This window comes from Pradoshia sp. Z5_111, assembly GCF_058267535.1.
In genome coordinates this window covers 474,724-500,062 of sequence record NZ_JBZCPQ010000001.1, presented here as the reverse complement: position 1 = coordinate 500,062, position 25,339 = coordinate 474,724, and the positions used below count along the sequence as shown (strand labels likewise).

The following is a 25,339-nucleotide window of genomic DNA, read 5'->3' as shown; positions in this document are numbered from 1 at the left end:
TAACACTCCAATCTTAAATTTTATAGTTTATTTTTTTTGCACGACAAAAGCAATATCGCTAAAAGAACATACGTTCTCTTAAAGATGATTTTATACCATATTTAACCAAAAGTCTATCTCTTATTCCACTAACCTGCCCTTAGCTGCATAACAAAAAAAGAGCTGATCACAGCCCTCAATATTTGAGTAATACACTCATTAGTTATGGTATAGAGGCGATAATTTATCTGATTCTAAATAAGCCATCGTCTTTTAAATGATAGACTTTACGAAAGGCGGTTATTGGATATTATTTTTTTCTCGATTTATACACTCACAATATGAGTTGACCATTAAATTCTTATACTTTGGTAAATCTTCTATACTTTGCAACACTGATTTCCATTGTATTTGAGCTTTCTTTTTCTGAGCTTCAAAAAGAGTATCATTTTTATAAGCTGCACGATCAGCTTTTGAAAGATTTAAAGCTATCCATTTAGTTCTGTCTGTAAACTTAAATCTTACAAAATCAAAATCCCAATCATTTCCTCGTAAAACTATAGTCGCATAGCTGTCACTCTTTCTAGTAACTTCAAGTTTGTCGATATTAATGACAGTGTTTTCTAACATCTCAAATATTATTTTAACCGCTTGGATTTCTTCATCATTTAGATTAATATTCCGTTCTTCTCCATAGTGACTTAATTTTATTCCCCAATCCATTTTCTTACCTCCAATTTTTATGTCCTAACTAAATAAACAAATTTTGATAAAGACCACTTCAACACCCCGTTATGAAAATCCTTCTTCCACTAACCTGCCCCTTTACTTCTATAAGAAGTTCAACATAAAAAGGCATTAATCCTTCTTGAATCAATGCCCTTGATAGTACCACAATAATTAAAAAATCTTATGAGTATTTTTTTCTAATGCACCTAATTCAAATAGGATAGCAGCATCACTATTCTCACACCATAGCTCTTTAATATTTCTATCTTCAAATGTAAAAATCATAATACCCGTTTCCTTAACACGTTGGTTTTCAGAAGGAATATTAAACCATCCTCCCTTATATGTCATCCAACCCGTATAACGAACAACTAACTTATTATCTTGCTCTATCAAATCATCTATAATCCATTCATCGTCTTGGAAAACATTACGGTACCATTTCATAAATTCCTTCATTTTTTCTTTCGTATTATCACCGTTTCTTGAGTGATAAACAAAGTCCGCAGTCGTAAGTTCGTCTAAAACATCCAATTTACCTCTAGTAAAATATTCATTAAACCACCTTTCAATAATTTTTCGTTTATCAATACTTATCATACATTTCCCCCCATAAAACAGATTTCCTAACTTATCAATAAAACAATTCTGAGGTAATTCAATGTTCCTTCGCTGACTTCAACAGTAATAACGATAACAGTTAGCCAGATGATTGTCGAAAGCTCGTTCTCAACTGATAACACCTATGATAAAATCAGATTATCAGAATTTTCCATATAGAGAAACTTTAAAAACAGAAACCGATCAGGGGGGAAAGAATGAAAACAACTAAATTACCGAAAGTCTATTTAAGAGAATTAACTCTTAATGATGTTGAGGACCGTTTTCAATGGTGTCTTGATAAAGAAGTCACAAAGCATTTAAATATGCCAGAGAAATATCCACCTTTTAGCAAAGAAGAAACTAGGAGTTGGATTAAAATGTGCATTAACAAAACAAATGGATATGAACAAAAAGCCATTATTACAGAAGAAGGAAGGCATATCGGTTGGATAGATTTGAAAAACATCGATAAACTCAATAAACACGCTGAATTAGGGGTAGCAATAGGAGATAAAACCTACTGGGGTAAAGGTTATGGGCTCTCCGCAATGAAAGAGATGATTTTATGGGGTTTTAATGAATTAGACCTTAACAAGATTTGGCTTAGAGTTGAAGTCGATAACGAAAAAGCAATAAAGTCTTACAAGAGAATGGGGTACGTTGAGGAAGGTGTCTTAAGACAAGACAGATTAAGGAATGGTAAATTTGTTGACCGTTTAAGAATGTATTCTTCGACACGAGTTCTTATGTTAACGTGAGGTTAAATAGAAAAAGGGAACTTCAAATATATGTAGTTCCCTTTAATATATTCAAAATCAACAATAATCTTTTACAAAGCTATTATTTTAAATAAGTAAATTCCTTCTTCCGCTAACCTGCCCCGTTTCTCCAATAAGACATTCAACGGAAAAGGGCATTAATCCTGCTTGGATCAACGCCCTGTTAGCTTGATAATTAGAATTAATCTTTATAGGCTTTATACCAATGATATGGTTGTATTTCTTTTAGTGCTTTAAATTCTAAATTACTATTTGAAGTAGTTACAGCCGCTTTTACATCTTCACCCCAGAAAAAAAGTCTTTCTTGGCATACACCACAAGGAGTCAAAACGGTAAATTCAGAATTCTCATCTTCTCTTACAACACAAATAGTATAAGTGACCCTTGTATTTAGTTTATGTGCTTCAAGAATAGCACCAGTTTCAATACACAATTCAGTTGAAGCATTTATAACGTCTGGTGCTACACTAGTCAAAATCTGACCGTCTTCCGTATATATTGCTGCAGCTCCTCCCCAACCCGAAGGATATCTCTTTTCTATTAAATCTATTGCTGCTTGATAAAGTTTTTGTTCGATATCCACTTTCTGATTCCCCCTAAGTTTTCCTCTATAAAATCACCTTAGCATAATCTAGTTTCTTGCACTAACCTGCCCCTTTTCTTCTATAAGAAATTCAAAACAAAAAGGCATTAATCTTTCTTGGATCAATGCCAAATCTATACGAAAACAGCCTATCTATATGATGTTTGATCTGCTACAAAAACTTGTGTATCATTTTCTACCAAATCTCTAACTGTGAATATTTTTCGATTATTTTTTTCACATCTTTTTATTTGACTGTTTAAGAAATCAACTAAGAAATGGCCAATATGCTTATACTCATAACCTTTAGGAAATCCCTCAGCACATTCACCCAATGGAAGCAACCAGTGAAAAGCCTTTGCTTGAAAATAATTAATTAATTCTATTTCAATCAGCTTCTCACCATTTCTTCTTATACGTCCAATATGATAATAGTTTCCTAGCTCATCTTTAATCAAATCAAGAGATTGTATAGAATTAATATCTTCATTAGGCATATTAAAATTCTTAGAATTCGTAGACATATTCCCCTCCTCATTTCCAATATATTTCCAATTATATCACTAGAAGGGACATATTATAAACTTAAATTATCTCATCGAACTAAGCTATATAATATACGGCAGAAAAAAACTAACCTGCCCCTTTACTTCAATAAGAAAAGACTAGACTTATACCAGTTCTGAATCCTAAGTTATTACTTACTTCAATTGAACAAGATATCAACAAAAATTATACCAAATTTAATAAAATTTAATTTTTGTTTGATTTTATTTAAAAATATGTTAATATTTAGTTAAATTTTATAAAGGAGGGATAATTTGGATAAAAATGAAGTACCCAATTGGCTCTTGTCTCTGGATAAAGAAGACATTGAATTTATTAAAAATTTTGTTATAAATTCCGGTTCATTAAAGGAGATAGCAAAATATTACGAAGTTTCTTATCCAACAGTTAGACTTCGATTAGATAAACTGATACAAAAAATTGAGGTTAACGACAGTGTAGAAAGTGAAGAATTTATAGATTTCATCAAGAAACTTTCAATTGATGATCGAATTAGCCTAGAGGATGCAAAATTAATCATTGATAAATATAAAAAGGAGGTAAGAATAAGTGAATGATTGGTATGTATTATTGATAACTTTATTAGTGTTTGGTTTTCAAAATTTTTTATCAACTAGGATTAAATTGTATTGGGGTGCCCTTTTACCGATTGTGTATCTGGCGATGTTAATATATATCCAAATTTCTGGGGTAATGGAATATTCAATAATACAGATAATTCTCTTCGGAATTGTAGGTGAACTGTTTCTGATAGGGTATTGGGTTACTGGCAGAAGGAGAGTAGATAATAAACACAAAAAGGAACTAACTAAGATGAAAGTTTATGACATATAATTAGATCTGAGTATAGGATAAATTGGTACAGCTTACTTTAAAATCCTAATAGATTATAACTATATTTGATATTTAATCATTAACACAATGTATAAAATAGAAGAGAAGAACAAGTTGATTACTTACTGATACCTGCTTGTTCTTCTTGTACTAACCCGCCCCGATAGCTGCATAACAAAAAAGAGCTGATCCACAGCCCTCAGTATTGAAGTAAAGTTCCGTTTGATTACCCTTGAAATTGGTTTAGAATCAGTTTCATTACATCGTCTAGCGACATATCATTAGTCAATATCAGTTCTCTATCTACACCAAGATAATCTTTTGGATTCCACCAAGCACGTAGAGAGTCTTCACCAAATTCTATCTTTTTGGAACGGTTGTTGTGCCGTTTTGCTGTTTCCTCAAAGGATAGATCAAAATAACAAGTATATGCCTTTTGGTTATAGAAGTGGATTAAGTTACTCAGCATTTCACCATAGCGAATTTTATTTAAGATCCCTTCTACAATAACAAATTCGCATTTGTCTTTACCGTATTCTGCAATTTGGCGAATCAAATCAATTGAAAGATTCCCTTCTCTATCGTGAACCTTCAACATATCACGACGAACCAGATCCTGAGAAACCAAGAGTGTCCCGTTTCCCAAATGATTTTGAAGACTTCTCGCAGTTGTTGTTTTACCACTCCCTGAGTTACCTCGTATGATAATTAACTTAGATTCCATATTCTCTCCTACACTAATCGTCTTCCGTTTTATATTATTAACTTTTAATATATTCAATATAAAAATCAATTTTTCCTTCTTCCGCTAACCTGCCCCTTTAGTGGCATAGCAAATAGAGCCGATCACATAATTTGTTATGATAAAGATTTAACTTGATTGTTTGCATTTCTTTAAACGAATGTCTCGCCTTATTTCAAGAATTCCTATAATTCCACATACTAATACGCCAAACCCTAATATGCTTGTGAGAATCCAATTGTTTCCCCAACTAATAATTGCACTACCTAAGCAACTTAGAGCAATAATTAATGCTCCATATTTTGCTCGCCATTTTTCCAATTTTAATGGTTTTTCACCTTTCAAAGTTATTCACCTCATACTAATTAGAATTTCTATGATTATTCTTCATCCCTAAGTAATTCTTCAGTTAAAATCTAAAATCCTTCTTCTGCTAAACTGCCCCGTTTCTACAATAAGAAATTCAACACAAAAAGGCATTAATCCTTTTAAGATCAACGCCCCCGATAGTTTAAGTGCATTCTTTCACAAAGAGAGAATCTATTTTCACATATCTCAGGAATGCTTCCCATTAGCTACATAACAAAAAAGAGCTTATCAAAGTCCCTGAAAGTAGTAGAATGCCTTTGTTAGTTAAAATACATCAGGGATAGAGTTTAGCCTAAACTCATTTTTATTATGGAAAGTAAACTTTACATAATAAGAATTTGGAAATATAATGGAGTTGAAGGAAAGTTAACTTTCCATCCGTTTAGGAGGGTAAGGGATGAAAAATAGACTTGCTGAGTTTAGAAAGAAGCACGGTATCAAACAAGAGGAGTTAGCAGATCGCTTAGAAGTTTCTCGCCAAACAATTGGTTCACTTGAAAACGGTCGATATAATCCCTCTATCATTTTAGCTTTTAAAATTGCTCGACTTTTTAACGTCAGTATTGAAGACATTTTTATTTATGAGGAGAGTGGAGAAGATGAAAAATAAAAAGATAAAATTTTATGCAGCTCTAACGGTTATAGCAGTAATCCTTGTTGCTGTTGGAAAGTTTGCTTTTACAGGAGATACGATACCTGGACTTCTTATGGGGATTGGAGCTGGACTATTTGGTCTTAGTGTGGCTCAAATATTTGTCATTGTGATAGCTGAAAAAAATCCAGAATATAAACGAAAAGTTTCAATTGAAGAAAAAGACGAAAGAAATATTGCTATTAATAATAAAGCAAAGGCAAAAGGTTTTGATGCAATGGGTTATATATTAACAATACTAATGCTAATTTTTGTTTTCCTGAATGCAGACTTGTCAATTATCCTTTTACTTGTCTTTGCTTATTTACTTGTGTACGGTGTGTTCATCTTTTATTTAAATAAATATTCTAAAGAAATGTAATGTAACAGGACAATAAGACATTTATTCTAAAAATGTCTTATTGTCCCTATGTATTGATACTAAAATTGTTATAACACTTTTCAAACAAATGCTACTTAAATTTATAATATTCATTAAAAGCTTATTGAACTAATCTGCCCCTTTAATGGAATAACAAAAAAGAGCTGATCACAGCCCTTCAGAGTAATGCCCTGGTACTTTAAGAAAACTGATACAAGGCATACATAAGTAAGAACCTATTAAAAGGAAATCATAGCTCCACGTTCATCGAATACTGAATCTGGATTCCAAGCAATCTCCCAAAGGTTGTTTTCAGGGTCCGAAAAATAAGCTGTTCTTCCTCCCCAGAAGGCATCGCTTGGTTCTCTTAAAATATTCCCACCTGCTTTTTTAATAGCATCAATTGTTGTATCAACTTCTTCGGGTTTATCTACGTTGATTGAAAAAGATACTCCACGAAAGGTATCTACGCTTTGAGTAATTTCAACTGCTGCATCCTTAGCCAATTCCTCAATAGGAAATATTGAAAGATTAACACCTGCCGTTTTAAAGACAGCGTAATTATCAGAACTTATCTCTGTTTCTTCCCATCCTAAATTTTTATAGAACGAACGTAAAATAGGCAAATTGAATGCACCGATAGTAATTAGGCTAATTCTTTGCAAGACCATTTATATTCCCCCCTCATATATTTTTATAAAGTAATGATTTCAACAAAACGTTTTAATTCTCCTTCTTCAACTAAACTGCCCCTTTAGCTGCATAACAAAGGATATCCTAAATGAAATGTTTTTCAATAATTATCTTTGCTCTTTCATCTAATAGAGAAGGTAATTCATTGATGGAGAAATATCTCAAGCCCAAACTTTCACCATCATTCATAGCTAGCTCGCCACTTATCCCCTCTGCTTGGTAAACACATATTACGTTATATACTTCGTCACCATTAGGATACTTAAAATAAAGTTCTTTACCTGATAAAATATCGACAAATTTAAAACTCTTTGCTTTTAACCCTGTTTCTTCAAACAGTTCACGTTCAGCAGTTTGCTCTAAATTTTCGCCAACTTCCATCGCTCCACCAGGCAAACCCCATTCTTTTGTATCGGAACGATGTTGAAATAGTACCTCTTTTTTTTCATTCATAACTACAATAGTTGAACCAACTAAAATAACTGGTCTACTACCAATAAGTGCTCGTATTTCCTTTATGTATCCTGTCATAATCAATTTACCCCTATATTTTATTCTTAGAATTTCAGCAAACTACCCCTTCACTCTTACTATAAGAAGTTCAACAAAAGAGAGTATAATCCTTCTTCCTCTAACCTGCTCCGTTTGTTCCATAAGAAATTAAACACAAAAAGGCATTAATCCTTCTTCTTGGATCAACGCCCCCGTTTGTTCAAGTAGCTAATCCCTACCCATTTGTACCGTAAAATGGATGCAGCTTCCCTTTTTATTTATAAGCAACAATCCTTACGAAAACAATCTTAAAATTGATTTTTAATTCGTCCTCCTTTGATTGATTGTCTTTTTTAGACATATATTCCATATCGCAAAATGATTTTCCAAAATGATATATGATATGCTTATATGACAATAAGGGAAAATTTAGGAGGCATAAGTATGTATATACAATATCTTAAGATTAATGGCTTCAAAAAATTCAATACGTTTTCAATTGAATTTAATAAGCATATAAACGTTCTTATCGGGGAGAATGAAGCTGGTAAAAGTACTATTTTAGAAGCCATCGATATAGTACTTAATCAAAGAGCGTTCAACTCTGCTAGTAGTTTTGATAAATATTTAAATCTAGATAATGTAAAAGCCTACATAGTTAACCCAACAATAGAAAATCTACCAAAAATTACAATAGAACTAACCTTCAATGATAGTACAGATATGGAAACTGAATATTTTAATGGACTGCACTCTTCCTTTAATCCATTATGCAAAAATGGCATTACGTTTACCTATAAATTCGATGAAAGCTATCGTGATTTATTCGAAACTGCATCAAAAGAAACTAGTAATGAGTTTTTAATTCCAACAGATTATTATATTGCTGAATGGACTACTTTCTCAGGTAGAAAATATATAAATAGGAAAGCACCTATAAAAAATGTATTAATCGATAATTCTGTACGTCGAAATAATTTTTTCGATTCTTACTCTAAAAGAATTTTTAATGCTAACCTAGATCTATTAAAACGCCAAAAACTATCTCATAGATTTAAAAATAATTTACAAAACTTTATAAAGGATAATAACGAAGATTTGATAATAAAAGACTATACTTTAGGTCTCGATGAAAATAAGACAGTTTTAGAAAACCTTGTTGATTTAAAAATAGAAGGGATTTCTATTCAGAATAAAGGAAAAGGGAAGGAAAACCTGATCAAAACAGAAATCGCTTTAGAAGTTGAAAGCGATTTAATTATGCTAGAAGAACCAGAAAATCATTTAAGTTATATAAATACACGTAAACTAATAACAGAAATCCAAAAAATGCACAAACACGCACAGATAATACTTACAACTCACAATCCTCTAATTGTAAGTAGACTTAACTTAAAAAATACACTTTGGATTACGAATAGGGAATGTTACTCTCTAAAAGGTATTAATGAAGAAACTGCAACTTACTTTATGAAAACAGATAATATGCAATTACTTAACTTTATTCTTTCTCATAAAGTAATTATAGTAGAAGGAAACAGTGAATATATCTTGTTACCATTCCTAACTAAAAATTCATTACAATACTCTTTGGAAGATAAAAGTATAGAAATATTGTCCGGCGGGGGTATCACATATAAGCATTATATTGAAGTTTCCAGGATAATCGGCAATCACCTACTGGTGATAACTGACAATGACAATAACCAGAATACCATAGATGATATACAAAAATTAAATGCTGAATTCGATATAAAACACCAAAATATACTCATCAAATGCCCTCTTTCAATAGACGAGTTTACATTTGAAGTATGTCTTTATAATAAAAATCAAAGTATATTAAATAATATTTCTGATAAAAAATCTAATACTCGGCCTGAATATAAAGGAAAACAAATAAATAAAAATCTAGCCTATATGCTTAAAAATAAGACTGAAGCTGCATTGCGTATCACTTCCGAAGAGCAATATTCAAAAACTCTTTTACCTAGCTATATATTGGAGGGAATAGAATGGCTAGTTCAAAAATAATGCTTGCCGTGGCAGGATCGGGAAAAACCTATTATATTGCTAACCATTTAAATCCCTTAGCAAAGAACATAGTTGTCACTTTCACAAATCAAAATGTTGCCAATTTAAAAAAGGAAATAAGGAAGGCAAATAACGGTGAGATTCCTAATGAAACTTTGGTAATTACGTTTTCTAGCTTTGTTTATCGATGGTTATTAAAACCTTTTGAACCCATATTGAAAGTTGGCAATCAAATTGGTGTCTACACTACTGGAGTTGAAATTGAAAGAACACCTGAGCCTCAGAGTATTAATCAAAAACCAAATCCGAAATATTACAAAAAAGATGATATACGGCATTATATTTATTTTCAAAAATACTATGTTTCAAGAATGTCTGCATTATTTATCAATCAACCTAACTATGTTAAAAAAATTATTTATCAACGTTTGACCAACTTTTGCGATTGTATATATTTTGATGAACTACAGGATTTTATGGATAATGATTTCAAAGTTCTACTAAACCTTCTCAAGAATAAAAATACCAATGTCTTAGCCGTAGGAGACTTTTATCAACATTCTGTTTGTAAGTCAACCCTTTCAAGCAAACCATTTAAGCAAGGCAAATATTATCTAACAAAAGAAGATTATAAAGCATTATTTAATAGTGACATAACAATAGATGAAACAACTTTAATAAATAGTAGACGGGTTCCTAAAGTGGTATGTGATTTTATCAATGATAAACTAAGTATTAATATCAACTCAATTAGTGAAATTAGAGGAAATATAGAATTATTAGATACCGATTCGAAGATTAATAAAATCTTAACCGATGATAAGGTTGTCAAACTATTCTATAAAGAAAGCAAAAAATATAACTGCATACCAAATATTAATTGGGGATACTCAAAAGGAGACACTTATAAGAGAACGTGCATTATATTAACCCAAAAATTTGATTCCTTATTTGATGAAGACTTTTCTAGTATCAGTTTCTCCCCTACACAAATTAATACCATATATGTTGCTATCACTAGATCTACACACGAAGTGTATTTTATTAAAGAGAAGGATTTCAAACGATTGAAACCCCATTATCTAATAGATTAGTTCAGAGATAGTTTAGCGTATTTCTTTTTGGTTGTTTACTTAAAGTTATGTGGTTGACCAAGTTTTAATTGGTTAACCTTTTTATTTGGCTCTTTTCGTAAACATTGTTGCTACTAAATAAAAAAAGAGAGACAACTTTTACTGTCTCCTTGTTTCGCAAAAGCCCCTTTTTGTTTAAGTGCATTTATTCACAACTTAATATACTTTTTCATTGCCTATTGGGAATTTCTCACCCACTTTAACTCGGGATAGAAATTTTTAAAATAAGAAAACCACTAGAATCTAGTGGCTCTTGTTATTCTCCTGTATTTACGCTTTCATCATCTACAGTGTTAATAATAAAGTCCTTAGAATCGACAGCAACTCCAACACTATTAATCTTATCGCTTATCTCAGCTAACTGGAATGCTATTACTCCTAAAACCACAACGAGGAAAGCCAATAATACAACTATCGTTCTTTGGATACTATCATCAGTCAACGTAATCACCCACTTTACCATATTTAACATTTAATTCGTTATTCTGTCTCGATTTTCCTTCTTCCGCTAACCTGCCCCGTTTGTCTAATAACGACTAGAACATACTGATATCTATTTGCTGTTTATTTTCTTTTTGGCATCCACATACCCAACTATTCCAATCATTATGATTAAAATTAAAACATACATATCTGGAGTCAGTATGCCTTTCGTTACCAATGAAAGTTCATCGTATGTTCTAATCAAGAGACCAATTGGCGGGAAAATAAGAAGCGACAAAAAGAACTTTTTCCTGACTTCTAAATCTTGCATAATAATCCCCCTTAAAGTATTGCTTTCCTTCTTCCGCTAACCTGCCCCTTTTCTACAATAAGGAGTTCAACAGAAAAGGGCATTAATCTTTCTTAGGTCAATGACCTATGAATAGTGTTATATATAATCACTTAGGATCTAACTTGAAGGATTCTTCTTTTCTATCATCCCATTTAATCGTGACATCGATTGGCTGATCTTCCTGTGGTGTAGAACAACCTGAACAGGATGATGAGATAGAAATTGTGGCTCCTTTATAATCACTTTCATTCCATTTTGTTTCGCCATCATTGATTGTAATTTCCAAGTTCTTAAAAGAAGTATCACTCGTTGCTTTTTTATAACCAAATATATACTTTCCATCTTCCCTTGTTTCATTATCAGATATATTGGCAGAGTATTCTCCTTTCCAATTTTCACTTTCTCCTGAAAAAGATAGGTGTTTGTCATTACAGCCAACAATAAAAAGAATGAATGGAACCAATAATAGCAACCGTTGCTTCATAGTGACCTCCCGTTAAGCCTATTTCCTATTAATTCTACTTTAAAAAGGCATTATCCTTCTTCCGCTAACCTGCCCCTTTAGTGAAATAAGGCTATTTTTCTAAAATAAGATAGTCTTTAGTTTTGGAATATGAAATGCCATTTTTATTAGCAAAATCAATTAAGTCTTTAAATACGTCACTGGGAGAAAAATTTACAATTCTAATGTTGAATCCTTTTTTAACTTGTATAATAGCACCTTTGGTATACCAATTTACTCGTTTGAATTTAATCTGAATTGTTTGATTAGGGTATATACTTGTTTTATATAAAGGCAAGTTAAAAAACAATATTCGATACTCCAAATAGTCTTCATTTATCTCAAAAATAAATTTGATAAATAATAAACCAAGAATGACTAAAGAAAATATTATTTGAAAGTATAATAACCAATTGGAATAGTCATTTATTGAAACTACCAATATCATTAATAGCAGGTAATACCCTAATATTTTTCTTTGAGTCCTAGCGATATAAATCAACTAACTCCCTCCTTATAAGTTTATTTCAACTTAAATATCCTTTGTTATTGAGCTAACCTGCCCCTTTAGCTCTATAAAGAAAATGATGTCAATATTCAACTATATTTAACCATTGACCATCAGGACCTATTGTTATGTGAGGAACTTTGTTTGTTTCAAATTTATCGTATATATCAATGTTTTCCTTGCTTATATTATTTAAAAGTTGAGATACATCTAACTCCGAAAAAACTAAAAAATCCATTGTTGTTGACCTTAAATAAAAATCGTATATATATTGTTTTTTACTATCCTTCACATATCCTAAAAAACCTATTGTTCTTGGGAAGCTCCTACATAAAGGAATTTTAATCTTATTTATTAAAATAAAATCATCTGACAGTTGGTTTAACAATTCTTCTTCCCAATCAGGAATAATCGCATAAATATAACATTCTTGCTTATAAATATCATTGATTACATCAACAAACTCCTGCTCTTCTATTTCCTCTTCAAGCAATCTTTCAGTTACCTTTGGTATGATTTTCACTCTAATCACCTCTTTGTTAATATTATTCGATTAGATTAGAATGCTTTCCTTCTTCCGCTAAACTGCCCCTTTACTTCCATTGAGAAAAATAAATAATATAAAAGATTATCTAAAAATTATTAAATATGTATAATAAAGGAATGGAGGTGAGGTGAATAAATGAAAAAAATATTGTCACCTTTTATATTTTTAGCCCTTATTTATTTGTATACTTTTCATCCAAATGATATTAGTTTATTACATAAACCTATTGTCTCTATCTTTTTATATGTTGCAGCAATAATAGTCTGTGCTTTAATGCTAGTAAATGTAAAGAAAGAACGAATGAACAACAGTGGTGATTAATTATATAGAATTTTAAAAGAGGAAACTATCTAACAAAAATAGTCTCCTCTTTTTTGTAGGAAAACAGTAAAATTGTGAAAAAATGTACTTAAACTAATCTGCCCCGTTTGTGGAATAAAAAAAAGAGCTGATTACAACTCTTGATATTGAAGTAATGCCCCTGTTAGGCATAATATGAAAGATATCAATCAACCTCACTTAAGATTTTTTTCAATTCGGTCAAGACGTTGTTTAATCTCTTGTATATCTGTTTCTTCCATTTTTAATTTCTTCTCGGCTATTTCAGTGTTTGCTAGATACCGCTTAATTATCTTAACGATATATATAATTGCTACAACAATTACCCCAATTATCACCAAAAGAACAATTGGTAAAACGACTGTAATAACATCTACCCAACCAGATGTCTCTGCTACTGGCTTAATACTTTCACCCACTTTTGCATCACCCCTTAGAATAGTACCTTTTAATAAATCCTCTAAATGTTAATTAATAATTCTACATTGTTATTGAATTAACCTGCCACGTTTCTGTAATAAGGAATTTCAACGAAAAAAGCGTAAACCCCTCTCATTCAACGCTCCATTAGTTTATTTACATTACTTCACAATATCTAGAAGATGATTAAAACTCTTCATTTAAAATAGAATACATCTTTATATCTTGATGTTTCCCCTTTATAAATATTCCCTTTCTAATGATTCCTTCGAATGACATTCCCACTTTTTCCATCACTCGTGACGAACCTATATTTTCTACGTCACATCTAGCTTGAATGCGGACTAATTCCATTTTTTCAAAACCCAACTTGATTACTTCCTTTGCTGCTTCAGCTGCTAAACCGTTTCCCCAATATTCTTGAGAAATAACATAGCCAATTTCAGCAATCTTTTGTTTTGGTTGTACCCAAACAAAGTCAATAGTTCCAATGAATTTTCCATTTTCTTTGTATTCAATTCCCCAGGGAGCCACTTGATTATTTTCATATTTATTTAATACAAAATTAATGAATTCCTTTGTGTCGGATACTGTTTTATGGGTATTCCAAGTTACATACTTAGATACTTCTTCATTAGAACCGTACAAAAACATATCGTCAACATCATCTAAAGTAATCCTTCTAAGGATAAGACGTTCTGTTTCTAATGTCGGTAAATCACCAAATATTTTTTCTATCTCCATTAGACACCTCTCCAACTTACTTATTGAAAAACACTACTTCTATATAAGTTTTTATTTCTCCTTCTTCCGCTAACCTGCCCCTTTAATAGTAAAAGTGAACAACGAAAAAAAAGATAGGAATAATTATCATCGAACTTATAATCGTTGAAATATATTGTTTTGATTCCTTTAGATACTTCCATTCCAATATAACTTGTAAACACGTTAATGCTGTTAAAAATAGAATCAAATTCCACTTTAAAAGGTCATCCGATTCCTTTTCAAGGGCAAACAAATAGGTAAACATAAAAAGTATACCTATCACCACTCTTCCCCAATGTTCAATTGATTTTCCAGGAGTTTCGGAAAGATCTATTTTCTTTACACCAAGAAATTTCCTCACTATTTTCTCCACTAAAAATGCTGCTAAAAGAAAAACAACAAGACTCACCAACAGCTTCATATTCACCCTTCTCTCTATTAGCCACGACTTCCAATATTACAACTTTATAATTCGATATGTATGATAGCAAATCCTTCTTCCACTAACCTGCCCCGTTTCTACCATAAGAAATTCAACAGAAAAAGGCATTAATCCTTCTCGGACCAATGCTCCTATTAGCTAAATATCAATTTTTAAAGTCATCCACATTCCAATTCCATTTTGCATTAATGGTATTCAAAAATCCCTGAATTCTTTCCTCTGATAAGTCTTTTGCTCCGTTTAATTTCGCATATCCATTACGTCTGCCACCTCCATTATTAATTTCATATATATCTATCCATCTCTTATTCCAATTTTCATTTCCTTATTAACTAACATACACTTCCTCCTTAAATCTAAATAAATCCTTTCCAATCTATGCAAAATATTTAACAATGATTATAACAAAAAATGGTAATATATATATATAAAGGGAGGTGATAATTAATGAGTAATTTAAAAAAACCTGGCACAGATAATCAATCACCAGGAAAATATAAAGAAGTAGGGCCAAGAGGTGGTAAAGTTAATAAACCTAGAGTAGTAGAAATTGGTTCTGGAGATAGGCTTCCTCCAACACAAAAAGAAGGACATAAATGGAAAAAACATTAATATTCAAACTTTAAAAACCTCCTATTTGCAGAATTAAGACTTTTTTCCCCTTATCATTACAGCAATGAAAAGGGTCTCGTCTTCTTTTTAATCGGTCTTCAGGAATTACTATTTTATTCACTATTATAAAAAGCTAATATTTCTGAAAAAAAGGAACCCATCGAGATATTGGTTCCTTCTTTTCATTCACAATTCGTTAACGCCCCCGTTAGTTTAAGTACATTTCTTCACAATAATTCAAAAGAGAAGCTCCTTAATTAGCCCTTACCACTCTTGTAGCTATAGACGCTTATGAAAATCCAAAATAAATAGAGGCCTTGTTAAAAGCAAAAAGCGTAATCTAATAATCTGTAATAAAAACCGCTTACCCAATTTTAAGGACGAGCGGTTTTTATTACCTAATTTACTTTATGGAATAAATTTAAAGACTCTTCCACAAAAGAAAGTTCGAAATTTCCGGAAAATTGAATCTCATAGTGTCTTTGGTTGAATGAGGTCACGGCTAAATATAGGCCCTCCTGGTCTTTATAAATTGTCCAATTAATTTTGTTTATGTCTAATACATCCTGTTCCATTGGGGGTTTTTTGTTCTTATGGAAAGCAGAATCGAGAGGTATCTTATTCCTATACTCTAATACCAAAATGGAATTTTCGTCTTGTTCAGGTAACAGATAAATCATCTTGATCGAATCATAGTTTTCTAAGGAATTTAATAAATTTAATTGATAATTGTCATCGTTCGTAAAGGCATAAAAATCAGGGAAATTTTTCTTTGCGTTGTTAAACGCTATGGATAATTCATCTGTGTCTGAAACTGCACTTTGAATAGAATCAGGATTTGTTTCTGTTACCTCTTTATCCTTTTTAAACAGCAAATAGCCTTCTTTATTTGCTCCATCTTCATAATAAGCACCTTTGGCTGCGATGAGGGATTTGTCTTTCCCATCCATCTGATAAATAGGTCCAGGTGGTACTTCATTAGAATCCCCAGATCTCTTAATCGCCCAGTCTCCTATCCGCTTCACTTCTCCAACCTTTTTCCAATGAGAGCTTGATTCAGGCACTACTCCACCAGTCTTCATATAATAATATCCTTCAAAAACAATATAAGCATTCTGCTTCTCACTTTCTGTTACCACTTCTACTTCTTTTACTCTGTTGTTTTGTTCTTTTCTTTGTACTGATTGAGCATTCTCTCCTTTCTTTTCAGCCGAAATACTCTCAAAAAAAGCAAAGTATAGAGTTGAAAGTATGGCTAAGAATAGAACAATCCATACACCTATTCTTTTATTCACGATTCTCCCCCTTTCCTTTATACGAATAAGTATACAATAAAAAAATACAAATATGGGTTTATTTGTAAAATAATCATTCGGAATTAGTTGGGTTGGTAAAGGGTTTGGTAATTCGAAAAATTCATTCGAATAAAGGAGTTAATAGGTAAACTAGCCATTTCAATTCATAAGCCAGACCATCGATTTTTTCCTTAATATCCTTATCTCCACTATTAACACTGTTTCATTTCATTTGTAAAAGTGATACCCATAGATAGGACATCTTCCCGAACCCCTGTACTTTTTGAATCATTATTAAGCTCTGTTTGAGAACAACCAAATGAAAGATCTATTGAATTGGTGTAAATGCTACTTGCCAAATTCCATCTTTATTTTTAATCATCTTAAACCCACTTTTCCCTTTGCCAGAATCATATTCAATATAGCCTTCGTAATTATTCGTCTGTATGAATTCTCCTTTGTCTATATTTTTGAATTGATTTTTGACCTGTTCACTAGTTCCTCTGTCAGTTACGGGAATTTTTTCATCTTCTTCTTTTGACCATTGAATATACTCTTTTCTGTCTGTATATAAAGTATACTGAGCATCAATTTTTTTATCTAATTTTGTTTGAACATATAACTTCGCAATACTGATAGGTTCTAACCTCCTTAAATGTTCTTGATTTAAATCTTTTTGAAAATCAGTATAAACTTTCTCCTCCTCCTTAGTTAGTTCAAAAAGGTTAAATTCAGCGGCAGAGCTATCAACAATTACTTTATTCTCAACTGTCTTATCTTCTTTGATATCTGTTTTCTCAAAATTACAAGCAGTTAATAGGATCGTTCCAGAAATACAAGCAATACCTAAATATTTACTAATCATTTTTCCTTTTCCTTTCCTATTTCATTTAGATCTGTCTCTAAACAAATCCTTTACTCATTAGAAGTTAAACAGAAAAAGGCATTAATCCTCCTTTGGATCAACGCCCCAATTAGTTTCTTTGTACCAATTCTTTTCTATCCTATGTGTAATCATCCTGCTCTTATCCATATTTAATCTTTTGAGTTAATATAAAATCTGCTCATTTGGTATAATTTCGATTAAAAGTTGAAACCAATTGATTAAAGGTATCGAGAGCAGCCTCTCTTTTCTCTTTGCTTTTATTGTATTTGGGATTACGAGTAAATACAACCTCATCATAGGCTATGCGTATTTCGCCCAATGTATCGATAAATACCATCTCATTATTTGAAAAAGTTTTATAATCATTGTTTTCAACACAGACTACTTTCAATTCATAAGCCAGATCATCGATTTTTTCCTTAATATCCATATCTCCACTGTTAACGCTGTCTTTCATTTCATTTGTAAAAGTGATACCCATAGATAGGACATCTTCCCGAACCCTTGTACTTTTTGAATCATTATTGAGCTCTGTTTGAGAACAACTAGTCGCGAGACCCACTGCCATAATTAACACACAAAATTTTAGAGTTAGAATGGTTTTTTTCATTATATTCATCCCACTATCATTTGGTATTTCTTTGTTTTATTTATTCGATAACCTTATTGAGTTAACCTGCTCCTTTAGTAAAAAAGTGACTGCAAAATTGCACCGTCAACAACAAGTCTTAAATATTTTTATCCTATTGGTTTTACCAATCCCTCTGACTGAAGGACTAATGCTGTTAATCCCAATTCACTTCCACTAATATGCCCATCATCTTTATTCCAGAAAACTCCCTGTCCACTTTTAATTGTCACTCTTTGTTTATTTTCTCCTTCTACCCATCCTTGGCCTTCAACTACTAAGAAAAGCTGCGGTACTGGTGCTTTGTGATAACCAACAATACCTCCTTGCTCTATGGTGATAAAGCCTATATTAGTAGGTGTCTCTGTTTTCATAAACTTTGAATAGAAAGAAGATACAGAGTTATAATTATTAATTTTTTGAGCTACCTCTTTTCCAAAATTAAAAATTTCCATATATTCATCCCCTGTAGTTTTCATTTCTATGTTTTAACTATTCGACAATCTTACTGAGCTAACCTGCCCCGTTTCAACAATAAGGAATTCAACAAAAAAGAGCTTTAATCCTCCTTTGGATCAACGCCCCTGTTAGCTCTATAAAGATATACATATTTATTACTTTTCAGGTTTAATGTAAGGAACAATTTGTGCTGTGGCACCGACGGAAGCTCCACGAATGAAATTTTGATTTTCTAGAGCTTTGAAATTTTTCGTTTGCCCAGTGAGCATTACTCCTAGTATTCCCACATTATCAAATGATTTGTTTTTATTTTTATTTAAAAAGTCCTGAATCATATCATCGTCAGCACTATATTGCTCTAGGTCATCAATAAAACTGTTATACCTTGCTCTCGGTGAATCAGAGGGATCATATCCAAAAACCGGCATTCCAGCTGGTCCTTTACTCTCATCCATAATTTCTGAGGTCATATATAACCATACAATGTTTAAATTATCGGGTATTTTTTCTTCTATTTCTTGAAAGGTATACGGTTGATTGAAAGAAATGGCAACTTCTGCAACGTGATTATCCATTTGCGAAATTTCCTCTAATTCATTTGGAACACCTCTATAGTAATTTTTAATGGACGGATGATAAAATGTTGCAACTTTGTTTTTTGTTTGTTTGTCATACTCATAAAGATTTGTATCAGACCAATAAAAACCTGGTGTTAATTCGTTATGATCTATTTGTTTTCGAATCCAATCATACGAACTTGTTAGTGTGCTCCATTGAACTACATATCCATTAATATTTTTAGAACGGTTTGTTATAATGTTTCCACCAAACATTGAAGAATTACTTGTTACTTGAGAATCGATTTTGATATTAGGTTCGGCAATGGCATTATGTAAAAATAGTGCTTCGTGTAGGCTTGTCGAACTTTTCGCCGCGAAGTAATTACCTGTTTTATAGAGTATTGGTAATAGAATTGGTAATAGAATTAATATGACTATGATTGAAGTAGTAATGATCTTTAAAAGTTGTTTTCGTTTAGCCTTTTTCAATGCTCCATTTAATGAATGGTCCATTTTCGTTTTCCTCCTACTTTTGAGTAGATAAATTTGCGTGCACGATATAGTTTTTGTTTAACACTGTCTACTCGAATATCCAAAATAAGAGCAATTTCCTCATAAGATAAATCATAGTAATATTTTAAAAAGAAAATTTCCTTGTATTCTTTTTTTATGTCCTTTAATAAATAAATAATCTCCTCCTTATTTAAAATCGTATCGATTTCGCAATCAACGTGCTGGAGCTTTGAATAGATTTCTTCGGTTAAGTAAATGTTCTGTTGCTCTTTTTTTCTTTTCAAGTCAATATATTCGTTAAGTGATACTCTAAAAAACCAAGGACGTAAATTGCCTTCCGTTAGGTCATCCAAAATGGCGTAAACTTTGTAAAAGGTATTTTGAATGATATCTTCTGCATCTTCTTTCTTGGCCCCTTTCATCAGTAATAATACGAACACTTCCTCTCCCAAATTGATAAGATAGGAGGCTAATACATCTTCCCTTTTCATAATTTTTCCTCCCCATACTTATACAACGAATGAAGAATAATAAATGTATACACTTATATAAATTTAAAAAAATAATTCTTCTTTACTTTATCGACAACTTTAATAGCCTCCTACCAAACTAACTAGTAGGAGGATACTGCATCCTCACAAAAAGGGGTAATAACTTGGTTACTTCTACATATAGCATTTACCCTAATTTAAGCATATTTCCTATAGAACTAAACTGCCCCTTAGCTGCAAAAAAGACCGTTAATATGACAACCGCGATCTTCAGTTACAGTTTAAAGTAGTATGTATTTTTTACTCTTTAATAGTAAGAAGTTTGTATGATACGAACATAGTTGTTGTTAAACCAACTCCAAAAAGTATACTACCAACAGATAAGAAATTATTTATATTTCCTTTCGCTCTTATATGGTACCAAGCAGTATCTGCTCCTCCTTGTTTTACTAACCAACTTTCGGCTAAAGAAGTTCCAAAATTAACACTGTTAAAAAGTAAAAATAGTCCCAACACAGATAACAAAATACTTAAAGCTATTAAGCCTTTTAATTTAGCTCTGGTCACAATAACACCCCTTATATAGTCACAAATCCCAATGCTATACCCTTATAATTCAATATGTATGATAGCGAATCCTTCTTCCGCTAACCTGCCCCTTTTGTTCCATAAGAAATTCAATACAAAAAGGCATTAATCCTTCTTTTTGGATCAATGCCCCTGTTTGTTGAAGATATTATTCCATATCGCTTGTATATTTTTCAGGTAGTAACTCCATTACATTGCACTTCACTAATTTATCATTATAAGGAATAATTACATCTGTATTTTTTCCATAATCACTAATTAACTCTCGACACATACCACAGGGAGCAACTACCCAACATTTTTCTATATCTTCGTGTGGATGAGGGTGAGCAACTGCTACAATTGTTTCAAATTCGTGGTCTCCTTCAGAGATAGACTTACCAATAGCCATTGCTTCTCCGCATACTGTTATTCTTCCCACATTCGCTTCTACGTGAACTGCTGAAAAAACATTACCTTTTATAGTTCTAACTGCTGAACCAATATGATGTCGTCCATACCTATAATTCTTTTCTATTACTTCTTCTGCTTGCTTAATCAATTCATAATCTCTATCTTCTAAAGGTCTTACTTTTAACATATTTATTCTCCCCTTTTGATGGTTCATTTTTATCTTTCTATTTAACAATCCTGCCCCTTTAGTAAAAAAGCGACTGTATTTCACAATCGCTACTGCTAATTGAACAGTTTTTAATATATTTGCTGGGTATTTCTTAATAATTTATCCGCAAGACCTATATTTTCTTTTAAATAATATGGTGAATCTGTCCGTGATAAAATCTCTGAAGTTGTCAACCAAATAACATCATCAACTTCATCAATACTTTTAGCATAAGGATTTCCTGATTTATGCTTACATAGAAATACTATGTCTATCACATTCACTCCAGAAGTAGTAACAAATGATGAACTATTCACATAACCACAAACCGTTACCTCAATTCCAACTTCTTCAAGAATTTCCCTTCGCAAAGTTCTTTCCAAAATATCTTTTGAATCACCCTCTATTTCACACTTTCCACCAACAAGTGAAAGCGAACCCCCTGCGTGTTCTTCTTTTACACTACGGCGTATTAATAGCCATTTTTCATCACGATAAATTGCACCCTCTACATTAACTATAAACATAAAGATATCCCCCAGCACGCTTGTTATTTAAAACTCTATTAATTATTCGATTATAGCAACTGGTTTTCCTTCTTCTTCCGCTAACCTGCCCCGTTTCTACAATAAGGTTTTCAACAGGAAAAGGCATTAATCTTCTTGGATTAATGCCTTTTCAGAATTAATCTCTCCTCTTTATTAGGAGAACTAGGTTTGATTAATAGGTAAAAAAGGGTTATTCACCTTATATCAATTATCTATCAATATTTTTAAATGGTTGCTAAATATCCATAAAATGAATGAGAAATGAAATACCTACAGCAACAATGCAATATATTAATGCTAAGTAGGTATGTCCCAGACTATATAAGGTATAGCTTGTTATTAAAAATAGTAATAACTCAAAAGTAAATCCATAGAAACCTTGGAGTTTATAAGGTGCTTGTGGCGAACCAACATAGCCCAAATAACCGCCACTACTGTTGGAACTCCAATTGCCCCCATAATTTCCCCCTGATGAAATCCCCACAATCCGAAGATGATTAGGGCTAATATTTCACAAATAAATCTAATTGCCATAATAACTATCGTCATTCCGACTCTCCTAATATCTCGCATTGTTTCAAGAAAACCTTCTCTTGAATATATAAATTCGATAGATAGAATAAACAATCCTTCTTCCGCTAACCTGCCTCGTTAGCTGCATAACAAAAAAGAGCTGATCCACAGCCCTTGATAATGGAGTAATGCCCCGTTACTACAATTACAATTCTTCACAAAATAGAACTACATTATTTATTCATTATAGGAATGCTACCCATATTTATTTAGTTTCCATAGTTTATTTTAACGATTTAACCTTACTGCATTAATTCTCCAGTACCCCCTATAAATGATAAGGTTAATAAAATACCTAATACATAAATAACTAAATTTCCTTCATTTCTTATAATAGATAAAATCGTCCCTAATAAAACGAAGGGATATGAAAAGAGTGGTAGTATATTAAACAACATTTCATTTTTAAAAATGTATTCATTAATTATTTCTAACATTATTATTGAAAAACCAATTTGAAAACTCACTATTTTAGCTTTATAAGTAAGGTTTTTAAGAAAAGATGTATGTTTTCCACTCCACTCTCCAAATAGAAGTTTAAGCGAGGTTGGAATATCTATGCTATGTAACTTTGGATATATGGGCTGTAAAAATGGGGCTTTTCCTTTCAGTGATTCGTATCCCCAGGCGATTTCTTTACCAGCAATGCATTCTTTGTTTACATCTTTTAAATCTTCATTGCTATTAATGTATAGAGGGTACAATAGTCTCTCTGGATCAACAGAAAACGCTAATCGTTTCCCCTCGTGATCACCAAAATATCTTCTTTTATTCGGAAAAACCCCATAAAATATTGCTGATGATATATTGATAAATGGGTGATAGTATGATCTAACCCTCCCCATACTAGGATCAACTGGTATCCACCCCTCATTTTCAATGTATATTTCACTCCAAGAATGGGGTGAAAATTTTTTAAGCGTCCAAGTTCCATATAGCATTTTTGCTGGAATATTTAAAGCTCTACAATAAGAACAAAATAAAGCACCAAACTCTCCACAGTCTCCTTTTTTCGTTGCTTTAAAATCATCAATTCCTCGCTCTGAAAAACGTGTTGAATACCTATATGTTTTTATAATATAGAGAAAAATCTTTTTAGCTTTTTCTAAATCAGTATTTACTCCTTCAACGATAGCTTCTGCTTCTTTTTTTATTTCTTCACTTACAGGTATTAGCTTTGTTGAGCGTAAAAAGAAATTCTTTTCTTCTATTGTTATATCGGCTTTATAATTTTTATCTCTTCTACAGCCTTTATAATCAATAATAACATTTAACTTTTGACCTGGTTTTAGATTGAAATACCATAAAGTATTTAAAAAAGGATGTTCCGTAATTTTGTCCGGTTTAAGATTAGGCTTTGTTGTGATATTTTGTTGTGTAGAGGATTCTTGGGGTTCAGAAAACCATACTTCAACATCTTTCTTAGTAGTATTTTGATATTCATACTTCAATTGAAAATTCCGTTTATCCAATCAACCCACTCCCTTACGGAAAGAATATGCTCTCTCTTTATGACAAGAATTGCTCCCACCACTTTTCGCACAAATCCTTTGGAATATTTTAACACAAAAACCTTTTTTATATGATTGCTTATCCAAATATTCAGTACCTTCACTTCCATAAGAAATTCAACACAAAAAGGCATTAATCCTCCTTGGACCAATGCCTCTATTCGTATCAGAAAAACTTTTTATATAACTCACGTCGCAGCGTCCCGCTTAAATAAGCGTAGATTTTAGTTGTTTCGCTCTTTTCGTGTCCCATCAAATTTTGAATAACTTCTAGTGGTGCACCATTATTCAATAAAGTAGTGGCATAACTATGTCTCAATTGATGGGGGTGAATGCTTTTATTAATGCCGGATCTTTTCGAAATCTGTTTTATGATATATCTCATTTGAGATATACTCATCCGATGGGGAGACCTAATAGTTACAAATAACGCTTCTTGGTCATCTGTTCTCTCATCCAAATACCTCTTCAACCAGATATCACACCTAGTATTAAAGTATACTTCTCTTTCCTTATTTCCCTTACCTAAGACTATTAAAGACTGATTAGAAAAATTAATGGATTGTCGATTCAAATTAACGGCTTCACCAATTCGACAACCGGTTGAATACATAAATTCAAACAAGGCATTTTCTAAAGTTGTATGACAGGCTTCTCTTAAATGCTCAATTTCTACTTCAGATAAAAACTTTGGTATTCGAATATCCGATTTTGGTTCCTTAATTTTCGACGCAGGATTACCATTCAATATATTTTCGTCTTGTGCCCACCTAAAAAGCGACTTTATAAAACGTATCCTATGACTCAAGCTAGCAGCTTTTAATTGATCAGCAACATTTCCAAGATAGAGCTTTAATGAATCGGTGGTAATTTCATCAAGGGATCGATCACCAAGATTCCGGATTAACAAGTTTAATTGGACATTATATGCCTTTAAAGTCTGAGCTGAATATCCTTGGATCTGTTTATCAGCTTTATATAAATCCCAAGCTTCAGATAGTATCATCCTATTACTCTCCTCATCTTATTTTTATCAGTATAGACAAATAGAAAGGAAGTAATACTGCAATCCTACTAAAACAATGCCCCCAATTGTTGAATAAGAAATCCTGATTAGACACAGGACTTTTAATCAAACATTATTATAAATTATCAAATTCTTAAAATAAGGACTTTCTTGCTCTTCCTCGCCCTTTATTGGAATATATTGTAATATGATGATAAAG

Annotated in this window: 36 protein-coding genes and 1 pseudogene; 9 read left to right on the top strand and 28 right to left on the bottom strand. The window is 32.0% G+C overall.

The genetic code is table 11. The features are described from left to right. Positions 1 to 279 precede the first annotated feature (279 nt). Positions 280 to 702: a hypothetical protein gene (locus AC4D4A_RS02470; RefSeq protein WP_490994432.1), complete on the bottom strand. Its 423-nt coding sequence runs from the start codon at positions 700 to 702 to the stop codon at positions 280 to 282. A gap of 177 nt (positions 703 to 879) precedes the next feature. Continuing rightward, the gene (locus AC4D4A_RS02465; RefSeq protein ID WP_490994431.1) at positions 880 to 1,308 is read right to left on the bottom strand and encodes an ester cyclase; all 429 of its coding nucleotides are present in this window, start codon (positions 1,306 to 1,308) and stop codon (positions 880 to 882) included. Between the two features lie 218 nt (positions 1,309 to 1,526). Between AC4D4A_RS02465 and AC4D4A_RS02460 the strand changes: the two genes are divergently transcribed. After that, entirely contained in the window at positions 1,527 to 2,069 is a 543-nt protein-coding gene (locus AC4D4A_RS02460) for a GNAT family N-acetyltransferase (protein WP_490994430.1), read from the top strand. A gap of 202 nt (positions 2,070 to 2,271) precedes the next feature. Here AC4D4A_RS02460 and AC4D4A_RS02455 read toward each other — a convergent pair whose 3' ends face one another. Further along, positions 2,272 to 2,673 carry a cytidine deaminase gene (locus AC4D4A_RS02455; protein WP_490994429.1) on the bottom strand — a complete coding sequence of 134 codons (402 nt, stop codon included), beginning with the start codon at positions 2,671 to 2,673 and terminating at the stop codon, positions 2,272 to 2,274. A 149-nt stretch (positions 2,674 to 2,822) separates the two neighbouring features. Continuing rightward, a complete protein-coding gene (locus tag AC4D4A_RS02450) occupies positions 2,823 to 3,197 on the bottom strand; it encodes a hypothetical protein (protein ID WP_490994428.1) in 375 nt (124 codons plus the stop codon). 297 nt (positions 3,198 to 3,494) lie between these two features. On the opposite strand from AC4D4A_RS02450, the gene AC4D4A_RS02445 reads away from it, so the two are divergent. Together AC4D4A_RS02445 and AC4D4A_RS02440 are read left to right on the top strand one after the other, a co-directional pair. Continuing rightward, on the top strand, positions 3,495 to 3,797 hold the full coding sequence (locus AC4D4A_RS02445; RefSeq protein ID WP_490994427.1) for a DUF2089 family protein: 303 nt from the start codon (positions 3,495 to 3,497) through the stop codon (positions 3,795 to 3,797). Then, a complete protein-coding gene (locus tag AC4D4A_RS02440; RefSeq protein ID WP_490994426.1) occupies positions 3,790 to 4,074 on the top strand; it encodes a hypothetical protein in 285 nt (94 codons plus the stop codon). Before AC4D4A_RS02445 ends, AC4D4A_RS02440 begins: the two co-directional genes overlap by 8 nt. Before the next feature lie 226 nt (positions 4,075 to 4,300). Here the strand turns inward: AC4D4A_RS02440 and AC4D4A_RS02435 are convergent, their stop codons facing one another. Then, complete coding sequence (locus tag AC4D4A_RS02435; protein WP_490994425.1) at positions 4,301 to 4,798, bottom strand: kinase; 498 nt, start codon at positions 4,796 to 4,798, stop codon at positions 4,301 to 4,303. A gap of 147 nt (positions 4,799 to 4,945) precedes the next feature. Next, a complete protein-coding gene (locus AC4D4A_RS02430; RefSeq protein WP_490994424.1) occupies positions 4,946 to 5,161 on the bottom strand; it encodes a hypothetical protein in 216 nt (71 codons plus the stop codon). A 421-nt stretch (positions 5,162 to 5,582) separates the two neighbouring features. Between AC4D4A_RS02430 and AC4D4A_RS02425 the strand changes: the two genes are divergently transcribed. After that, positions 5,583 to 5,795, top strand: coding sequence for a helix-turn-helix transcriptional regulator (locus AC4D4A_RS02425; RefSeq protein ID WP_490994423.1), 213 nt, complete (start codon positions 5,583 to 5,585; stop codon positions 5,793 to 5,795). After that, positions 5,785 to 6,198 (top strand): DUF6442 family protein, encoded by a 414-nt coding sequence (locus AC4D4A_RS02420; RefSeq protein WP_490994422.1) that lies wholly within the window; start codon positions 5,785 to 5,787, stop codon positions 6,196 to 6,198. The genes AC4D4A_RS02425 and AC4D4A_RS02420 overlap by 11 nt, the downstream gene beginning before the upstream one ends. Positions 6,199 to 6,437: 239 nt before the next feature. On the opposite strand, the gene AC4D4A_RS02415 is transcribed toward AC4D4A_RS02420, so the two are convergent. Next, entirely contained in the window at positions 6,438 to 6,869 is a 432-nt protein-coding gene (locus AC4D4A_RS02415) for a VOC family protein (RefSeq protein ID WP_148630922.1), read from the bottom strand. Positions 6,870 to 6,975: 106 nt separating this feature from the next. Further along, entirely contained in the window at positions 6,976 to 7,422 is a 447-nt protein-coding gene (locus tag AC4D4A_RS02410) for an NUDIX hydrolase (protein ID WP_490994421.1), read from the bottom strand. Positions 7,423 to 7,827: 405 nt separating this feature from the next. Between AC4D4A_RS02410 and AC4D4A_RS02405 the strand changes: the two genes are divergently transcribed. Further along, on the top strand, positions 7,828 to 9,417 hold the full coding sequence (locus tag AC4D4A_RS02405) for an ATP-dependent nuclease (protein ID WP_490994420.1): 1,590 nt from the start codon (positions 7,828 to 7,830) through the stop codon (positions 9,415 to 9,417). Next, positions 9,399 to 10,511: a UvrD-helicase domain-containing protein gene (locus tag AC4D4A_RS02400; RefSeq protein ID WP_490994419.1), complete on the top strand. Its 1,113-nt coding sequence runs from the start codon at positions 9,399 to 9,401 to the stop codon at positions 10,509 to 10,511. The genes AC4D4A_RS02405 and AC4D4A_RS02400 overlap by 19 nt, the downstream gene beginning before the upstream one ends. A 295-nt stretch (positions 10,512 to 10,806) precedes the next feature. On the opposite strand, the gene AC4D4A_RS02395 is transcribed toward AC4D4A_RS02400, so the two are convergent. From AC4D4A_RS02395 to AC4D4A_RS02375, 5 genes are all read right to left on the bottom strand, one after another. Then, a complete protein-coding gene (locus tag AC4D4A_RS02395; protein WP_490994418.1) occupies positions 10,807 to 11,001 on the bottom strand; it encodes a hypothetical protein in 195 nt (64 codons plus the stop codon). Positions 11,002 to 11,103: 102 nt separating this feature from the next. Then, entirely contained in the window at positions 11,104 to 11,304 is a 201-nt protein-coding gene (locus tag AC4D4A_RS02390) for a hypothetical protein (RefSeq protein WP_490994417.1), read from the bottom strand. Between the two features lie 127 nt (positions 11,305 to 11,431). Further along, complete coding sequence (locus tag AC4D4A_RS02385) at positions 11,432 to 11,809, bottom strand: hypothetical protein (RefSeq protein ID WP_490994416.1); 378 nt, start codon at positions 11,807 to 11,809, stop codon at positions 11,432 to 11,434. Positions 11,810 to 11,900: 91 nt separating this feature from the next. After that, positions 11,901 to 12,329 (bottom strand): hypothetical protein, encoded by a 429-nt coding sequence (locus AC4D4A_RS02380; RefSeq protein WP_490994415.1) that lies wholly within the window; start codon positions 12,327 to 12,329, stop codon positions 11,901 to 11,903. Positions 12,330 to 12,417: 88 nt separating this feature from the next. Next, positions 12,418 to 12,858 carry a hypothetical protein gene (locus tag AC4D4A_RS02375; RefSeq protein ID WP_490994414.1) on the bottom strand — a complete coding sequence of 147 codons (441 nt, stop codon included), beginning with the start codon at positions 12,856 to 12,858 and terminating at the stop codon, positions 12,418 to 12,420. Between the two features lie 159 nt (positions 12,859 to 13,017). Between AC4D4A_RS02375 and AC4D4A_RS02370 the strand changes: the two genes are divergently transcribed. Further along, positions 13,018 to 13,203 carry a hypothetical protein gene (locus AC4D4A_RS02370; RefSeq protein ID WP_490994413.1) on the top strand — a complete coding sequence of 62 codons (186 nt, stop codon included), beginning with the start codon at positions 13,018 to 13,020 and terminating at the stop codon, positions 13,201 to 13,203. A 194-nt stretch (positions 13,204 to 13,397) separates the two neighbouring features. On the opposite strand, the gene AC4D4A_RS02365 is transcribed toward AC4D4A_RS02370, so the two are convergent. The 3 genes from AC4D4A_RS02365 to AC4D4A_RS02355 all read right to left on the bottom strand — a co-directional run bounded on the left by AC4D4A_RS02365 (position 13,398) and on the right by AC4D4A_RS02355 (position 14,827). After that, entirely contained in the window at positions 13,398 to 13,640 is a 243-nt protein-coding gene (locus tag AC4D4A_RS02365) for a hypothetical protein (RefSeq protein ID WP_490994412.1), read from the bottom strand. A 187-nt stretch (positions 13,641 to 13,827) separates the two neighbouring features. Beyond that, the gene (locus AC4D4A_RS02360; protein ID WP_490994411.1) at positions 13,828 to 14,385 is read right to left on the bottom strand and encodes a GNAT family N-acetyltransferase; all 558 of its coding nucleotides are present in this window, start codon (positions 14,383 to 14,385) and stop codon (positions 13,828 to 13,830) included. A gap of 82 nt (positions 14,386 to 14,467) precedes the next feature. Continuing rightward, the gene (locus tag AC4D4A_RS02355) at positions 14,468 to 14,827 is read right to left on the bottom strand and encodes a DUF4181 domain-containing protein (RefSeq protein WP_490994410.1); all 360 of its coding nucleotides are present in this window, start codon (positions 14,825 to 14,827) and stop codon (positions 14,468 to 14,470) included. A 468-nt stretch (positions 14,828 to 15,295) separates the two neighbouring features. Here AC4D4A_RS02355 and AC4D4A_RS02350 point away from each other — a divergent pair, with 468 nt between their 5' ends. Further along, on the top strand, positions 15,296 to 15,460 hold the full coding sequence (locus AC4D4A_RS02350; RefSeq protein WP_490994409.1) for a YjzC family protein: 165 nt from the start codon (positions 15,296 to 15,298) through the stop codon (positions 15,458 to 15,460). 398 nt (positions 15,461 to 15,858) lie between these two features. Here AC4D4A_RS02350 and AC4D4A_RS02345 read toward each other — a convergent pair whose 3' ends face one another. The 12 genes and pseudogenes from AC4D4A_RS02345 to AC4D4A_RS02290 form a co-directional block, all read right to left on the bottom strand. Then, positions 15,859 to 16,755 (bottom strand): hypothetical protein, encoded by an 897-nt coding sequence (locus AC4D4A_RS02345; RefSeq protein ID WP_490994408.1) that lies wholly within the window; start codon positions 16,753 to 16,755, stop codon positions 15,859 to 15,861. A 328-nt stretch (positions 16,756 to 17,083) separates the two neighbouring features. After that, on the bottom strand, positions 17,084 to 17,620 hold the full coding sequence (locus tag AC4D4A_RS02340) for an RNA polymerase subunit sigma (RefSeq protein ID WP_490994407.1): 537 nt from the start codon (positions 17,618 to 17,620) through the stop codon (positions 17,084 to 17,086). Between the two features lie 199 nt (positions 17,621 to 17,819). Then, a complete protein-coding gene (locus AC4D4A_RS02335; RefSeq protein ID WP_490994406.1) occupies positions 17,820 to 18,251 on the bottom strand; it encodes a hypothetical protein in 432 nt (143 codons plus the stop codon). Positions 18,252 to 18,379: 128 nt separating this feature from the next. Beyond that, positions 18,380 to 18,724, bottom strand: coding sequence for a cupin domain-containing protein (locus tag AC4D4A_RS02330; protein ID WP_490994405.1), 345 nt, complete (start codon positions 18,722 to 18,724; stop codon positions 18,380 to 18,382). A gap of 159 nt (positions 18,725 to 18,883) precedes the next feature. Further along, positions 18,884 to 19,801: a sigma factor regulator N-terminal domain-containing protein gene (locus AC4D4A_RS02325; protein WP_490994404.1), complete on the bottom strand. Its 918-nt coding sequence runs from the start codon at positions 19,799 to 19,801 to the stop codon at positions 18,884 to 18,886. Continuing rightward, complete coding sequence (locus AC4D4A_RS02320) at positions 19,786 to 20,292, bottom strand: RNA polymerase sigma factor (protein ID WP_490994403.1); 507 nt, start codon at positions 20,290 to 20,292, stop codon at positions 19,786 to 19,788. Before AC4D4A_RS02320 ends, AC4D4A_RS02325 begins: the two co-directional genes overlap by 16 nt. Before the next feature lie 300 nt (positions 20,293 to 20,592). Continuing rightward, on the bottom strand, positions 20,593 to 20,859 hold the full coding sequence (locus AC4D4A_RS02315; protein WP_490994402.1) for a hypothetical protein: 267 nt from the start codon (positions 20,857 to 20,859) through the stop codon (positions 20,593 to 20,595). Between the two features lie 169 nt (positions 20,860 to 21,028). Continuing rightward, positions 21,029 to 21,460 (bottom strand): cytidine deaminase, encoded by a 432-nt coding sequence (locus AC4D4A_RS02310; protein ID WP_490994401.1) that lies wholly within the window; start codon positions 21,458 to 21,460, stop codon positions 21,029 to 21,031. 110 nt (positions 21,461 to 21,570) lie between these two features. Further along, positions 21,571 to 22,008, bottom strand: coding sequence for an NUDIX hydrolase (locus AC4D4A_RS02305; protein ID WP_490994400.1), 438 nt, complete (start codon positions 22,006 to 22,008; stop codon positions 21,571 to 21,573). Between the two features lie 256 nt (positions 22,009 to 22,264). Beyond that, positions 22,265 to 22,563, bottom strand: a pseudogene (locus AC4D4A_RS02300) (YrdB family protein). Positions 22,564 to 22,844: 281 nt separating this feature from the next. Continuing rightward, the gene (locus AC4D4A_RS02295) at positions 22,845 to 24,074 is read right to left on the bottom strand and encodes a transglutaminase-like domain-containing protein (RefSeq protein ID WP_490994399.1); all 1,230 of its coding nucleotides are present in this window, start codon (positions 24,072 to 24,074) and stop codon (positions 22,845 to 22,847) included. A 205-nt stretch (positions 24,075 to 24,279) separates the two neighbouring features. Continuing rightward, positions 24,280 to 25,119 (bottom strand): tyrosine-type recombinase/integrase, encoded by an 840-nt coding sequence (locus tag AC4D4A_RS02290; protein ID WP_490994398.1) that lies wholly within the window; start codon positions 25,117 to 25,119, stop codon positions 24,280 to 24,282. Positions 25,120 to 25,339 lie beyond the last annotated feature (220 nt).